The sequence below is a fragment of the Micromonospora sp. NPDC051300 genome (genome assembly GCF_044455315.1).
GTDB lineage: Bacteria > Actinomycetota > Actinomycetes > Mycobacteriales > Micromonosporaceae > Micromonospora > Micromonospora robiginosa.
Map to the genome: position 1 here is coordinate 1 of NZ_JBITEP010000008.1, position 14048 is coordinate 14048.

Consider the following 14048-nt stretch of genomic DNA (forward strand, 5'->3'; position numbering starts at 1 on the left):
GTGGTCGCGTACACCAGGTGCTTGCCGTTGTAGGGCGCGACGGTGAAGTCCTTCAGCGACGCCCAGCCCGACTTCGGCTGCGCCAGCGCACCGGTAGACGACCACCGGTACGACGACGGCAGGGTGCAGGTGCCACCCGGCGGGGGCGTGGTCGGCGGCGGCGTGGTGGGGTTGCCCCCGCCGTCGACGCGGACGAGCTGCCACTGCTGGTTGCTGCCGTTCCAGTCGTCGTACTGGACGATGCTGCCGCCGTCGGCGGTCGAGGCGCCCTGCACCTCCACCACCTTGTTGCTGTTCCGGTTGATCAGCCGGACGTAGCCGCTGTCGGAGTCGGCCAGTCGGAACTGCTGGTTGGTGCCGTTGCCGTCGGTCCACTGCACGATGTTGCCGCCGTTGGCGGTGGAGAAGTTGTAGACGTCGAGCACCTTGCCGGAGAGTCGCGAGCGGAGCCGGTAGTAGCCGCCGCCGGAGTCGACGAACTGCCACTGTTGCTGGTTGCCGTTGTTGCGCGCCCACTGCACGATCCGCGCGCCGTCGTTCGTGGCCAGGTTGTAGACGTCCAGGGCCTTGCCGCTGTTGCGGTTGACCAGGACGTACCAGGCGCTGGTGTCGACCGTCGCGGCGGCGGCCGGGGTGGACAGCACCGCGGTGGCGCCGACGCCGGCCAGCACCGCCGTCACGCCGGCCGCGACGACCCGGGGCGCCCATCCCCGCCGCCGCGACGGCGGGGAGGTGACCGATGGGGACCTACCAAAGCCAAACATGATCCTCCTCGAAGGCCTGGACCCGGACGGTGGAACCGCCAGGTGTTAGCGCTAACAAGAGGTCACGCACTCGTCCGCGCGCGACGTCTCGACAAGGGAGACCTGCCCGGTGAGTCCCAGCCTCGTCCTTGACCATCGAATGTGGGCGATAACACGACGTTCGTCAAGTCGTAACTTCGTCGCATCATCGGGCCGACTCATGGTGACGTTAACATCGACCACTGCCCATTGCTTGATCGTCACTGGCGGACCGAGGGCGCGGCCAGCCAACTCGACAGCCAGTCGAACGCGGACGGCTCCAACGCCCGCCACGTCTGCATGTTGTGCCCGCCCACGGCCAGGAAGGTCGTGGTGAGGTCGATCGGCGCGTGCGCCAACCCGGCCAGGGCGCTGGTGTCCCGGGTGGCCGGCACGTCCGTCCGCGCACAGGCCAGATACAGGGCGACGGGCGGCTGGGGCAGGTGGCGCAGCCGCCAGCGGTCGTCGTTCGTGGTGTGCTCGCTGCCGTCGCCCACCCGGATGCCCGGATCGGCGTACCCGGACAGGCTCGCACCGGCGAGAAAGCGGTCGGGATGGCGCAGCAGCAGGTTCGTCGCGCAGTATCCGCCGGCCGAGTAGCCGATCAGGCCCCAGCCCGCGCGGTCGTTCCGCACCCGCAGGTGGGCCCGGGCCGCGGCCGGCACGTCCACGGTCAGGAACGTCTCCATCCGTGGACCGTCGGTCAGGTCCGTGCACTCCGTGTCCAGCGCCGGATCGGTCGTCTGCGGCGGGAAGAGCACGACGGTGGGCGCCATCCGGCCGGCGCTGATCTCCGAGTCGAGGTAGGTGGCCACGCCCAACCCGCGCACCCAGCTCCGGGGCGAGCCGGGGAACCCGTCGAACGCCTCGACCACCGGGAACCGCGTCGCCGGATCGGCGTCGTAGGCGGCCGGCAGGTAGACGAGCATGGGCAGGGACACACCGCTGGCCGTGCCGGCCACGTCGACTGTGGTGAAGTTGCCCGGCGAGCGGTCCCCCGCCGACCGCGGGTCGGCCGGCACCGCCTCCCCCGCGCCCGCCGTGCCGAACAGATCCGCCCAGGACGGGTACGTCTCGGCCTGCCGGTTCGCCGCCACCAGGACCGTCGACACGAGCGTCACCAGGCACAGCGTCGCCGCGCCGGCCCGTACCGCCGATCGCCGCCACCGGTCGCCGCGATCCCAGACCACGGCCGTCACCACCGGCGCGAGCACGGCCAGCGCGGCGAGCAGGCCGAGCAGGACCGGGCTGTCAGGAGCCACGGCGGAGTCCGATCCCGGAGACGGGAGCACGGGTCGGCGGCGTGTGGTGTCCCGCCGGGTGACGTCGTGCCGGCGCGGCCGACGGCGCGAGCACCGGTGCCGGCGCCGCGAGCGGCGCGGGCAGTTCCCCGCCCACCGATCGCAGGCCCGCCGCCAGCCCCGACGGCCGGGGCCCGGCGGTGATCGCCAGCACCGGGAAACGCCCCGGGTCGCGCCCGACGACGGCCTGCGCCAACCGCCGGACGTGGCCGGACGCGACGAGGCCCCAGCGGTGCCCGGTGACCCTCAGGTCCCGCTCCAGGTCCTGCGGCATCCGCGTCGCCAGCACCCCCGGGTCCACGTCCGGCCCGGCCCGCACCGTCACCACCACCACGGCCGGCGCGTCCTGCCGCGCGGCGGTCAGCACCCGCCCGTCCGTCCATCCGTCGACAGGCGACGAGAGCACCAGCACGGCGGGATACCGCCACGAGGGATGACCCAGATAACCGGCGGGCACCTGCACCGTCACACCGGCCCCCGGCCACGCCGCCAGCGACGGCGGCCGCCACGGCATCGCGACCGGCCGGTCCGCGCCGAGGGCGAGGCGTCGGACCGTCGCGTCGAGCCGGCCCGGCGTGTCGGGCGTGCGGCGCGCGGTCGAGCCGTTCTGCGCCAACGCCCGCCAGGTCGGATAGAAGCCCTCGGCCCGGTTGACGACCAGGGCCACCGCGGTCACCAGCAGGAGTTCGGCCAGCAGCACGACCCCGGCCCGGAGAGCCACCCCGGGCCGGGGTCGGCGCCGCCACACCGCCACGGCACCGGCCGCCGCGACGGCGGCCAGCGCCCCGGCGGCGACGACCAGTCGGAGATCGGTCATCTCCATCGCGTCGCCCCGTCCCCGGCCACACCAGAAGCGTAGCCATCTCGGGGACCGGACAGGCGCGGTGTGACCGCCGGTACGGATGGGACCGGGCGGTGGGTCAGCCGCAGCGGCGGCCGTTGAGGGTGAACACGATGGGCGCCGGGTTGGTGCCGCTCCAGGTGCCGTTGAAGCCGATGCCTGTGGACGCGCCGGGGGCCAGCCTGCCGTTCCAGCTCAGGCTCTCCGCGGCGACCGCCGTCCCGGTCTGCTTCCAGGTGGCCGACCAGCCCTGGCCGACCTTCTGGCCGCTGGTGGGGAAGTCGAACGCCAGCTTCCAGCCGTCGATCGCGGTGGTGCCGGTGTTCGTGACCGTGACGGTCGCGGTGAAGCCGCCCGGCCAACTGTTCGCCGCGTATCCCACCGAGCAGCCGCCGGTCGGGGTGGCGGGCGCGGTCCGCACGGCCAACCCGGGCGAGACCGCCGAGACGTTGCCCGCCGCGTCGCGCGCGGTCACCACGAAGGTGTACGGGGTGTCCGCGGTCAACCCGGTCACCGTGTACGTGGTGCCGGTCGCGCTGCCCACCTTGACCGTGCCGGTGGCGTCCACCCGGTGCACGTCGTACCCGGTGACGCCGGTGTCGTCGGTGGACGGCGTCCAGCTCAGCGCGACGCTGTCCGCGGTGACCGTGCCGGCGGTCGGCTTGCCCGGCGTGGTGGGCGCCGTGGTGTCACCCGGGGTCGTGCCGCGCGGCAGCACCAGGTGGGTGATCGAGTTGGCCGGGAAGGTGGCGGTGAAGCCGCCGGCGGTCACCGGCTGGTCGGCCTCCCGGACGATCCCGGCGAGGTTCGCCCCGCTGTAGCAGTAGACCTGGGCGCTGCCGGCGGAGGCGCCGGTGAGCGCCACCGGGCTGGTCAGGGCGTCGCCGCTCTTGTTCACCACGACCAGGGTCAGCGCCTTGTCGGCGGTGCGCTCGGCCGCGTACACGGCCAGTTTGTCCTGGTCGGCGCTGGTGGCCCGGACGGAGGTCTCGCCGAACGCGCCGCCGGCGCCGTCGTAGTTGCGGTAGATGCGGAACGCGTCGGCGACCGGCTGGTCGGCCGTCGGCGCGGTCCAGAGGCTGGCCAGGTCGAGCCCTTCGCGGCCGAAGATGCCGAGCACGTCGGCCTGGGCGAGCGCGCCGTTGAGCGAACCGTACCCGCCCCAGCTGTACTCGGTCATCGCGATCTTCGTGCCCGGGTAGTGCTTGTCGACCAGGTCACGCATCCGGGGGATGAAGCGGACCGGCTGGTTGATCCAGCTCTCGTCGGTGTACGTCGGGTCCCAGAGCTGGCGGGTCGAGCGCAGCCGCAGCGCCTGGGTGGCGGCGTCGCCCGCGTCGGAGCCGCTGACGCCGGACTGCTGCGGGTAGAGGTGCACGTCGAAGTAGTCGAGGATGCGGGTGCCGTGCTGCTGCTCGTACTCCCGCATCCGGTCCAGGTACCACGGGCCGAGGTCCTGGCCGTCGTGCGCGGCCTTGTCCGGCGGGTTGGACCAGCAGCCGGTCCGTGAGCAGGTGTCCTGGTCCAGGCCGGAGTAAAAGATCGAGTTCAGGCCCCAGCCGACCGGGCCGAGCGTCTTCGCGCCCGGATCGGCCTTCTTGATCGCCGCGGCGTACTGGTAGGTGCGGTCGCGCAGCTCGTCGTAGCCCAACCCGACCGGACGGACGTCCCGGTGGGTGGCGTGCCACAGGTCCGGCTCGTTGTCCAGGTTGTAGAACCGGACCCCGCCGGCGCCGGCGGCGCCGAACCGGCCCTTCAGGTGGGTGACGAAGTCGGTGACGTACTCCGGCCCGACCGCCACGCTGGTGTCCTCCGGGTCGTTGCCGGTGATCAGGCTGCCGTCCGGCTTCTTCCCGTTGCCGCAGTCCGGCGCCCACTGGTCGGTGGACTCCTGCGGGCCGTACTTGGCGACGCTGAAGCCGCACGACCGGGCCCGGTCCTTGGCGACCCAACCGATCATCGGCACCGTCATGATCGTGTCCGTGCCGGTGGCCTTGTTCCGCTGCACGAACCTGTCGCTCTCCGAGCCGTCGGGCAGGCTGGCCGGGTCCGCGTTGTCGTTCGGGATGTTCTCGAAGTACCAGTCCGAGGCGCGGTTCGTGGTGTCGGTGCGGAAGTTGTAGCGGGTGGTGGCGTTGCCGCCGTACCGGTGCACCGGCAGGCGCAGCTCCCGGGCGAGGGCTTCGTCGGCGAAGTTCATGCCGTAGACGTACGGGCTGATCGCGTGCCGGCCGGCGGTCACGTCGACGGCCAGCGCCGGACCGGTCGCGGCCTGGGCGGGCGTCGGCAGGGCCAGGCCACCGAGGGTGGCGGCCAGCACGACGGGGAGCAGTGCTGTGGTGGGACGCACGAGCTCTTCCTTCCTGAGGAAATCGAAGCTCGCCGTTGGGAGCGCTTCCACAGCCTGCCCCGATTAGCCTGTCGCGTCAACACTCCGCCGGCGACCCCGAGGTCAGCGCCGCAGCGTCCGGTCGGGCGACTCCCCGTACTCGTCGCGGTAGCGCTCGGCGAAGCGGGAGGGGTCGGCGAAGCCCCAGCGGCTCGCGACCGACTCGATGGTCCGGTCGTCGCCGGCGGTGGCCCGGCCCAGTTCCTCCCGGGCCTTGTCGAGTCGGACCCGCCGCAGGTAGGCCAGGGGTGTGGTGTCGAGGTGCCGGCGGAAGGTGAGCCGGAGCGCGCGGGAGGTGACGTTCGCGGCACGGGCGATGTCGGCGACACCCAGGTCGAGATGCGGCTGGGACTCGATGAAGGCGATCGCCCGGCGCAGCGTCGCCGGATGGGCGTCGTGCCGGTCCGTCGCGCTCGGCCCCGGGAGCACGTCGCTCGGGAAGATGGTGAGCGCGGTCGCGGCCAGCATCCGCACCGCGGCACCGAGGATGAGTGGCTCGGTCGCGACCTGCGGCCCTTCGAACAACTCCCGGACATAGCGCGCGGTGGTACGCCACTGCGCGGCGCATCCGGGCAACGGTTGCCACGACAGTGGCCGCCAGTGCCCACCCGACCGGTCCGGCGCGGTGCCGGCGACCTCGTGCAGCAGGGACTCCGGCAGGCCGACGACGTCGAGGTCCGGACCGTGCAGCCGAGCGTCCCACCGCACCTCCGACCGACTGCCGAGGTACGTGTCGCCGGGTCCGTAGCGGGCGCTGTCCCGGCCCCGCACGTAGTCGACCCGGCCGGCCTTGACGGTGGCGATGAGGATCTGGTCGCCGCCCTCCATGCGGAAGTCGAGGTCCGCCGAGATCCGCACCGCGCTCAGGTTGACGTCGCCGAACTCCACCCGGTCGAAGCCGACCCACATGCCGCCGCTCACCGCGTTCCCGACCCGCAAGTGCGAGTCGTACACCCGGCCGATGAAGTCGCGCGCCTCGTCCGGCTCCGACGACACGAACCGGGTCTGCCGGGGCGGCCCGGCCGATCCCATCATGAGTCCTCCTCGGCGATGTCGCTCCTGGCTGGACCCCGTGTCGAGCCCAGCCTAGGCGGGATGCCGTTGTGGGCAAATGTCCCGAACGTCGTGTCCCTGACCGCCGCCGCTCCGGCGTGGACGCGGAGTGTGGCGGCCGCATCGGGAAACGCATACGCCCGCGCAACGGCCCACCGGCTTGGGTGGGGGGAGGACAGCCGCCGCGTACCGCCGGCACCCGATCGCCCGGAAGGGATCATCGCCATGGACCTGGAACCGACAGGGGGCGTCAGCCGGCGCAGGCCGGCCGGCGTCGGGCCGGCCCGGGGCGCGTCGGCGGCGCGCTCGTCCGGAACCGGCCGGATCCCGCCGGCCACCCGGCCGGGCGTCACCGGGGCCACGCCCGGCGAGGGCTCCGGCGACTCCCGCCGTACGCCGAGGGTCGTGCTCGTCGCCCTGGCGGCCCTCGGCGTGGCCGGCGTGGCGTTCGTCGTGCGGCGGCCGTTGCTGATGGCCGCGCCGGCGTGCCGGGCCGGGCGGTGGCACGGCTGCCTCGACACCGAGAACGGTGTGCTGCTCATGACGCTTGTCGGACTGCCGCTGGCCGCGCTGGCGGCGTGGGCCCTGGCCCGGTGCCGTCGGGCGCCGGACGCCGCGACGGCGTGGCGGAGGTCGGTGGCCGAGGTGGGCCTGGTCTACGGCACCGTGCCGTTCGTCTGGATGACGTTGATGCCGGGGCCCGGGGCGGGTGTCGTCCCGGGCCGGGTGAGCCTGGTCCCGCTGCGGGACCTGGTCGACATGGGACCGCTGGGGATCGGCGGCAACCTGCTGGTCCTGGCGGCGCTGGGGTTCTTCGCGCCGCTGCGGTTCCGGTCGCTGGCGTCCGTGCCGCGACTGTTCGCGCTCGGCGCGGCCGGCTCGGCGGTGATCGAGACCCTTCAGTACGTCCTGCGACTGGACCGGGTCTCGTCCGTGGACGACGTGCTCGTCAACGCCGCCGGCGCGGCGCTGTTCGGGCTGGCGTCGCGCCGCTGGTGGCGGGCCGGGGCAACGAGCCCGGACCGGTCCCGTCCCGCGCCGGTCCGGGCAGACTGAGTCGCATGCGCGTGCTGATCGTGGAGGACGAGCCCTACCTGGCCGAGGCCGTCCGGGACGGGCTGCGGCTGGAGGCGATCGCTGCGCAAACGGCTCGGCGAACCATGGTTGATCACCACTGTGCCCGGTGTCGGCTACCGCATCGGGACGCCACCGGCGACCGGGGACGAGCATGGGTAGGCGGCCGGGGCTGAGCGTGCGGGCGAAACTCACCCTCAGCTACGCCGGGTTCCTCGTGCTGGCCGGCGCCCTGCTGCTCACCGCCGTGTGGGTGTTCCTGCTGCGCTACGTCCCCGACCGGGCCATGCTCATCGTCCCCGGTTCCGCCGACACGCTCACCCCCGGCGTCTTCCCGGTCCGGTCCCACCTGCTGCGCGTCTTCGCGCCGAGGGCGGCCGAGACGCTGGCGTTCCTGCTCGCGTTCGGCCTGCTCGGCGGCTGGTTCCTGGCCGGCCGGATGCTCGCGCCGCTGACCCGGATCACCGAGGCGGCCCGCACGGCCGGCACCGGCTCCCTGTCGCGCCGGATCCGGATGCCGGGCCGGCGGGACGAGTTCCGGGAACTCGCCGACGCGTTCGACACCATGCTCGACCAACTGGAGTCGCACGTCGCCGAGCAGCGACGGTTCGCCGCGAACGCCTCCCACGAGCTGCGTACCCCGCTGGCGATCTCCCGGGCGTTGCTCGACGTCGCCCGCGACGACCCGACGCGGGACCGGGACGAACTCGTCACCCGCCTGCACGAGGTCAACCGGCGGGCGATCGACCTCACCGAGGCGCTGCTGGTGCTCGGTCGCGGCGACCGTGGCGTGGTGACCCACGAGCCGGTCGACCTCTCCCTGCTCGCCGAGGAGGCCGCCGAGACGCTGCTCCCCGTCGCCGAACGACGCCGGGTCACGCTGGAGGTGACCGGTGGGGCGGCGCCGACCAGCGGCTCCGCCGAACTGTTGCTGCGGATGGTGACCAACCTGGTCGAGAACGCCGTCGTGCACAACCTGCCCGACGGCGGCACGGTGACCGTCCGCACCACGACGTCCGGCGACGCCAGCGTGCTGCGGGTGGTGAACACCGGACCGCCGCTGCCACCGGACCTGGTGCCGACGCTCACCGAGCCGTTCCGGCGGGGCACGGACCGGGTACGCGGCGGCGGGCACGCCGGCGCCGGCCTCGGCCTGGCCATCGTGCGGAGTGTCGTCCGCGCCCACGAGGGGACGCTCGACCTCGCCCCCGGTGCCGGCGGCGGGCTCCTCGTCACGGTGCGGCTACCAAGCCGCTCCTGACGCCTTTCGCCGGGATGGTGGACAGCCCGGCACGCCGACGGAACGTCGCCTGCTCCGAGAGGGTTCGTGTCTGCCGGACAATGATGCCTGGCTGCGGACGGGGCAGGTGGCGCGCCGTCGTTGCTGCGCGCCGCATGGCGGTTGCACCCCGAGGAGTGCGCATGGGGCAGGTCTTCGAGGCTACCGGTGTCGAGGCATCTGAGCAGTTGCTCCGCGACAGCTATGGCGGGAACATCCGCGTCGAGGTCGGCGACGTACCGCCGAGGTTGCGGCTGGAGGTTGCCGCGATCACGCCGGCGGCGCGGCTCGACCGGGTCACCTTCGGCCTTCACTCCGACCTGCGGAGCGAGGCGATCGGTCTGGTGGTCATCTGCCGTATCGACACCGGCCGGCTCGCCTATCACCCGGCGGGCGGCCGGGAGACCGCGTACGGCCCCGGTGACGCGTTCATTCCCGTGTCGCCGGAGCGCGACTATATCGCGGACTGCGCGGAGGTCGACTTCCACAGCCTGGTCCTGGACCCGGTGCTGCTGGACAGCGTCGCGGAGACCGCGCCCGGCCGCCGCGCCGGGTCCGTCCGGTTCACCAGCCACCGGCCCGTCTCCGCGGCCGCCGCCGAGACGTGGGAGACCGTCTACGGGTACGCCCGCGAGACGGTCGACCTCGGGGCGGCCGGTGAGCCACTGCTGGCCGGCAGCGTGGCCCGGCTGCTGGTCGCCACCGCCCTGAGCGTCTTCCCGAACGACGCGCTCAGCGATCCCACGATCTCCGACCGCCGCGACGCCCATCCCCGGGCGCTGCGTCGCGCGGTCACGTTCATCGAGGAGAACGCGGACCGGGACATCACGCTCGCCGACACCGCCGCCGAGGCCCGCACGACGATTCGCGCGGTGCGGCTGGCGTTCCGCCAGCACCTCGACACCACCCCGACCGCCTACCTGCGATGGGTGCGGCTGGAACGGGCCGACCTGGAGTTGCGCCGGGCGGACCCGGCCGACGGCCTCGCGGTGGCCGAGATCGCCCGGCGCTGGGGATGGGCCGACCCGAAGCGGTTCGCTGCCGCCCGCCAGCGACGGTTCGGCTCGCCACCTGTGGAGCCACCGCGTCCCCGCACGCCGTGAGCGCCGGGACTCGTACCCGATCCGTGGCCGGCGGGCGCCGGCGCCGCCGCGAGGGTGACGCCGGCGTCCGCCCGCCCGTTACGGCGTGACCACCTTGCCGCCGAACGTCACCACGAGGCGGCCGTCGGAGGCGAAGGACCAGCCGAGGGCGCCGGAGTACGACGTGCACCGGGACCCGTTGCTGCCGGAGAAGAACTGGTTGGAGCTGTCGGAGTTGCCGACGATCCGGTCGCTCGCGCCGCCGCTGCACGAGGTGTTGTTCCGGAACACCGAGGAGCCGCCGTCGAAGTTGAAGTTGCGCTCGGTGTTGCCGACGCTGGCGTTGTTCGACACCGTCATCGAGCCGACGTTGCGGTTGTAGGTGAACCCGTGCTGCCCGTTGTGGTAGGCGATGTTGCCCCGGACCACGTGGTTCACCCCGATGTCCTCGCCGCCGAGCTTGAAGCCGTTGCGGTCGCCGTTGCCGGCCTGCCCGCCGTTGCTCAGCGTGCCGTTGTCGTAGGCCAGGGAGGACTCGATGGTCACCGCGCCGATCGCCCCGGTGTCGCTCTTGGTGTAGAGGTCGTATCCGTCGTCGATGTTGTTGTGGGACACGGTGTAGCGGAAGACGTTGCCCGGCCCGACGGTCAGCTTCGGGGCGAACCCGTCGGCGTCCTCGCCGTCGGAGTCGACGTTGTCGTGCGACTCGGTGCTCACGACGAGGTTGTTGGACGGCCACTGGTCGCGGGGCGCGTTGGCCACCAGCCGCGAGAGCTGGAGCCCGGAGTCCCGGTTGTGCCGGGTCACCACCCGCTCGATGATGTTGTTGTTGCCGGCGAGCAGGATGCCGTTGTCCCCGGCCCGCTCGACGACGACGCCCCGGATGTGCCAGTACGAGCCGCCCACCTGGAGACCCCGGTTCGCCGGGTCCTCGCTCTGGGCCGAGAAGTTCAGCACCGGCGTCTCACCCGGGTAGGCGAAGATGTTCTTCCGCGCGCTCGACGTGCCGTTGTTGCCCTGGCCGATGGTGACGGTCTGGGTGTAGCGGTAGGTGCCGCCGCGCAGGTAGATCGTGCCGCCGGCGGCGACGCGGGTGATCGCCGAGGCGAGCGTCGTCGGGTTGGCCTGGGTGCCGGCCGCGCCGTCGGTGCCGGTCGGCGCCACGTACAGCGTGCCGCTCGACGGGGGCGGCGTGGTCGGTGGCGGGGTGGTCGGCCCGGTCGTCGGCGGCGGGGTGGTGGGTGGCGGCGTGCTCGACCCGGAGGCGTACGTCTCGAACTCGGCGACCCTCGGGCTGCCGGTCGCGCTGGTGATCTCGAAGTTGATCTTCTTCAGCGAGGTGGCCGCGAACGTGATGACCCCCGCGCCGGTGCCGCTGGCCAGCGTGGCGCCGGTGTCGTTGTTGACGACCCGCCATCCGCCGATGACCCCGACGGCGCCGGCCGCCTCCCGGATGGCGATCGAGGCGACCGTGACGGCGGAGCCCCACTTGACCGAGATGCGGCCGGTCGAGCCGGACGGTGACCACCAGGTGTTCATGTCGCCGTCGACCACGTTGCCGTAGCTGGTGCCGGCGGCCTTGCTGGAGCCGTCCGCGCCGGCCCCGATACTGAGGTTAGTTGCATTGACGTTGATGGATTCTGATTCGGGCTTGCCGAATGCGCCGGACGCCTGGGTGACCGGCATTGCCGCAACGACCGCGACAGCCGCCGCCAGGGCGGTTCCGCCGGCGAGCAGCCGGCGTCGCACGAGGTCTCTCACTGTTTCTCCTCGACGGTGGGAACGGTGCGGACGCCGCATGGACGCCCGACACCGGAAGTGGCTTCGCGTGCGCACATCCAACCCGGACAGGGATCGAAACATCGATGAAACACAGGCTAAGAAAGCGCTTACCGAATACGCAAGCGATTGGATGTGCAGGTTTGTTGCAGAGGCCAGCCGCAGCACCGCCCCGACGCAAGGCGGGGCCCCTTCTTAACGCCTCCGGTAGAGAAGGGTCCCCTTCTCAACACTGCCGGCTCCGTCGGGAGACCGAGTCGGAAGCCGGTCCGCGGACCGATCCGCCGGCCGTGGCGCGTCCGTAGCGTCGGGAGCCATGAGGCGAATCCTGATGGCCGTGCTGGCCGCCGTACCGGTGCTGGCGCTGCCGGCGCCGGCCGCACCGGCCACGCCTGGTCGGTGTGCCGGGCTGACCCGGTTGCCCGGGGTGGAGTCCGCCGTGGCGGACGACGACTACTGCGACGTCAGGGGCACGCTGCCGCCGCACGAGAGATACGAGATCAAACTGCCCCTGCGGGGCTGGACCGGACAGTACGTCCAACAGGGATGCAGCGGCCTCTGCGGCGCGGTGCCCGAACTGACCCTGCCGCTGTTCGGCTTCCAGTGCGCCCCCGCGCGGGACAAGCGGCTCGTGCTCGCCGCCTCCGACAGCGGGCACACCGGCGCCGACTTCGGCGACGGCGACTGGGCGGCGCACGACGTCGCCGCCCGCGTCGACTTCGGGCTGACCTCGGAACACAAACTCAGGGTGTACGCCGACGCGGTGACGCGACGCTTCTACGGCCGCGAACCGACCCACAGGTACTTCGACGGCTGCTCCACCGGTGGCCGGCAGGGGCTCAACCTCGCCGAACGCTTCCCGGCCGACTTCGACGGCATCCTGGCCGGAGCGCCCGCGCACAACCTCGCGCCGCTCGCGCTCGCCAACGCGTGGCTGACGCGGAAGAACAGCGGCGGCATCCTCACGCCGGCCAAGCTGCCGGTGCTGCACGCCGCCGTCCAGCGGGCCTGCGGCGAGCTGATCGAGGACCCGCGCACGTGCGGCTTCCAGCCCTCGTCCATCCGGTGCGAGGGCGCCGACCGGCCCGACTGCCTGACCGACGCGCAGGTCGCGGTGGCGGTGGCGGCCTACCGGGGGCCGTCCGACGCGCGCGGCCGCAACCTCTACAACGGCGGCTTCGCGTACGGGTCGGAGCTGAGCTGGAACGGCTGGTTCGTGGGACCGGACCCGCTCGCGGCGAGGATCGGACTGGCGTACTTCAGGAATCTGGCGTACCCGCGGAACCCGCCGGCCGGCTTCACCCTGGACGACGTCACCTTCACCGAGGCCACCTTCGACCGGCTCCAGATCCTCGGCGACGCCGTCTACAACGCCACGTCACCCGACCTGTCCGCGTTCCGCGCGCACGGTGGCAAGCTGCTCGTCTTCCACGGCTGGGCCGACGCGCAGATCTCGCCGTTCGCCACCCTGGACTGGTACGCCGCGGTCGAGCGGCACGCCGGCGGGTACGCGGCGAGCCAGCGGTTCTCCCGCCTCTACCTGATCCCCGGCGGATACCACTGCCTGTTCGGGCCCGAGGTGGACAGGCCGAGCGAGATCGGCGTACCCGAGTTCCTGACGCCGTTGATGACCTGGGTGGAGCGGGGCGTGGCGCCCGGCGCGATCGACGTGCCGACGGTGACCTCCACCGACCCGCCCGACCTGGTGCGCTTCCTCACCGTCGACCCGTCGGACGCGTTGTCACCGCCGCCGGCCGCACCGGGCAGCCTGAACGCCGACTACCACTACATCGGGAACTGACCCACGCAACGCAGTGCTCAATGCACATGCTTGACTGCGTTGGGTAGGGTCGGGCCCGTTGTTCGCTCGACCAACCGGGGGTAACGAGTATGAAGCTACGTAAATTCGGCGCCGTCATCGCGGCACTGGTCGGGGTCGCCGTCGGTGGAGGGGTCGCACCGTCCGTCGCCTTCGCCGCGGACAACGGACCGTGGGAGGTCTTTCCCGCCAGCGCCGTCGACAAGTGCGTCGAGGTCCAGGGCGGTTCCACGGCATCCAGCGCGCAGGTCCAGGTCTACACCTGCGCGACCTGGGGCGGCGGGGTCACGCCGCTCCACCAGCGGTGGATCTTCCGGCCCACCTCCAGCGGCTACCAGCGCATCGTCAACGGCAAGACCGGAATGTGCGCGAACATCAAGGGCAGCACCGACGTCAACAGCACGAAGATCGTCCAGTACGCCTGCGGCGGCAGCGGAACGCTGAACGACCAGTGGTACCCGCAGTTCGTGCGGAAGATCGGCGGATTCGACTTCTACCAGTTCAAGAGCCGACTGAACCCCGCGAAGTGCCTGAACGTGCAGGGCAGCACGACGTCGAACGGATCCGACCTGATCCTCTACCCCTGCAGCACGACGAACAACGCCATCTTCTCCTGGACGCCGGCGGTGCAGGCGTAGGCGGCGTGCGC

At 72.3% G+C, this 14048-nt stretch carries 11 protein-coding genes and 1 pseudogene; 6 read left to right on the forward strand and 6 right to left on the reverse strand.

What is annotated here, in order from left to right:
- From ACIA5A_RS11155 to ACIA5A_RS11175, 5 genes are all read right to left on the reverse strand, one after another.
- On the reverse strand, positions 1-764 hold a 764-nt coding region (locus tag ACIA5A_RS11155; protein ID WP_396759522.1), incomplete at its 3' end, for a non-reducing end alpha-L-arabinofuranosidase family hydrolase.
- A 239-nt stretch (positions 765-1003) separates the two neighbouring features.
- Complete coding sequence (locus ACIA5A_RS11160; RefSeq protein ID WP_396759525.1) at positions 1004-2044, reverse strand: alpha/beta hydrolase; 1041 nt, start codon at positions 2042-2044, stop codon at positions 1004-1006.
- Positions 2034-2900, reverse strand: a complete 867-nt coding sequence (locus ACIA5A_RS11165; RefSeq protein WP_396759528.1) for a hypothetical protein — start codon at positions 2898-2900, stop codon at positions 2034-2036. Before ACIA5A_RS11165 ends, ACIA5A_RS11160 begins: the two co-directional genes overlap by 11 nt.
- 103 nt (positions 2901-3003) lie before the next feature.
- Positions 3004-5274: a glycoside hydrolase family 44 protein gene (locus ACIA5A_RS11170; RefSeq protein ID WP_396759531.1), complete on the reverse strand. Its 2271-nt coding sequence runs from the start codon at positions 5272-5274 to the stop codon at positions 3004-3006.
- 102 nt (positions 5275-5376) lie between these two features.
- Complete coding sequence (locus ACIA5A_RS11175; protein ID WP_396759534.1) at positions 5377-6348, reverse strand: helix-turn-helix domain-containing protein; 972 nt, start codon at positions 6346-6348, stop codon at positions 5377-5379.
- Positions 6349-6591: 243 nt separating this feature from the next.
- Between ACIA5A_RS11175 and ACIA5A_RS11180 the strand changes: the two genes are divergently transcribed.
- From ACIA5A_RS11180 to ACIA5A_RS11195, 4 genes and pseudogenes are all read left to right on the forward strand, one after another.
- Positions 6592-7422, forward strand: coding sequence for a VanZ family protein (locus ACIA5A_RS11180; RefSeq protein ID WP_396759537.1), 831 nt, complete (start codon positions 6592-6594; stop codon positions 7420-7422).
- A gap of 5 nt (positions 7423-7427) precedes the next feature.
- Positions 7428-7517, forward strand: a pseudogene (locus ACIA5A_RS11185) (response regulator transcription factor); the annotation flags it as partial.
- A gap of 77 nt (positions 7518-7594) precedes the next feature.
- A complete protein-coding gene (locus ACIA5A_RS11190; protein WP_396759540.1) occupies positions 7595-8701 on the forward strand; it encodes a sensor histidine kinase in 1107 nt (368 codons plus the stop codon).
- Between the two features lie 161 nt (positions 8702-8862).
- The gene (locus tag ACIA5A_RS11195) at positions 8863-9822 is read left to right on the forward strand and encodes a helix-turn-helix transcriptional regulator (protein WP_396759543.1); all 960 of its coding nucleotides are present in this window, start codon (positions 8863-8865) and stop codon (positions 9820-9822) included.
- 78 nt (positions 9823-9900) lie between these two features.
- On the opposite strand, the gene ACIA5A_RS11200 is transcribed toward ACIA5A_RS11195, so the two are convergent.
- Positions 9901-11562, reverse strand: a complete 1662-nt coding sequence (locus tag ACIA5A_RS11200) for a cellulose-binding protein (RefSeq protein ID WP_396759546.1) — start codon at positions 11560-11562, stop codon at positions 9901-9903.
- 334 nt (positions 11563-11896) lie between these two features.
- On the opposite strand from ACIA5A_RS11200, the gene ACIA5A_RS11205 reads away from it, so the two are divergent.
- Together ACIA5A_RS11205 and ACIA5A_RS11210 are read left to right on the forward strand one after the other, a co-directional pair.
- Positions 11897-13381 carry a tannase/feruloyl esterase family alpha/beta hydrolase gene (locus tag ACIA5A_RS11205; RefSeq protein ID WP_396759549.1) on the forward strand — a complete coding sequence of 495 codons (1485 nt, stop codon included), beginning with the start codon at positions 11897-11899 and terminating at the stop codon, positions 13379-13381.
- 89 nt (positions 13382-13470) lie between these two features.
- Positions 13471-14037: an RICIN domain-containing protein gene (locus ACIA5A_RS11210; RefSeq protein ID WP_396759552.1), complete on the forward strand. Its 567-nt coding sequence runs from the start codon at positions 13471-13473 to the stop codon at positions 14035-14037.
- The last annotated feature ends 11 nt before the right edge of the window (positions 14038-14048 follow it).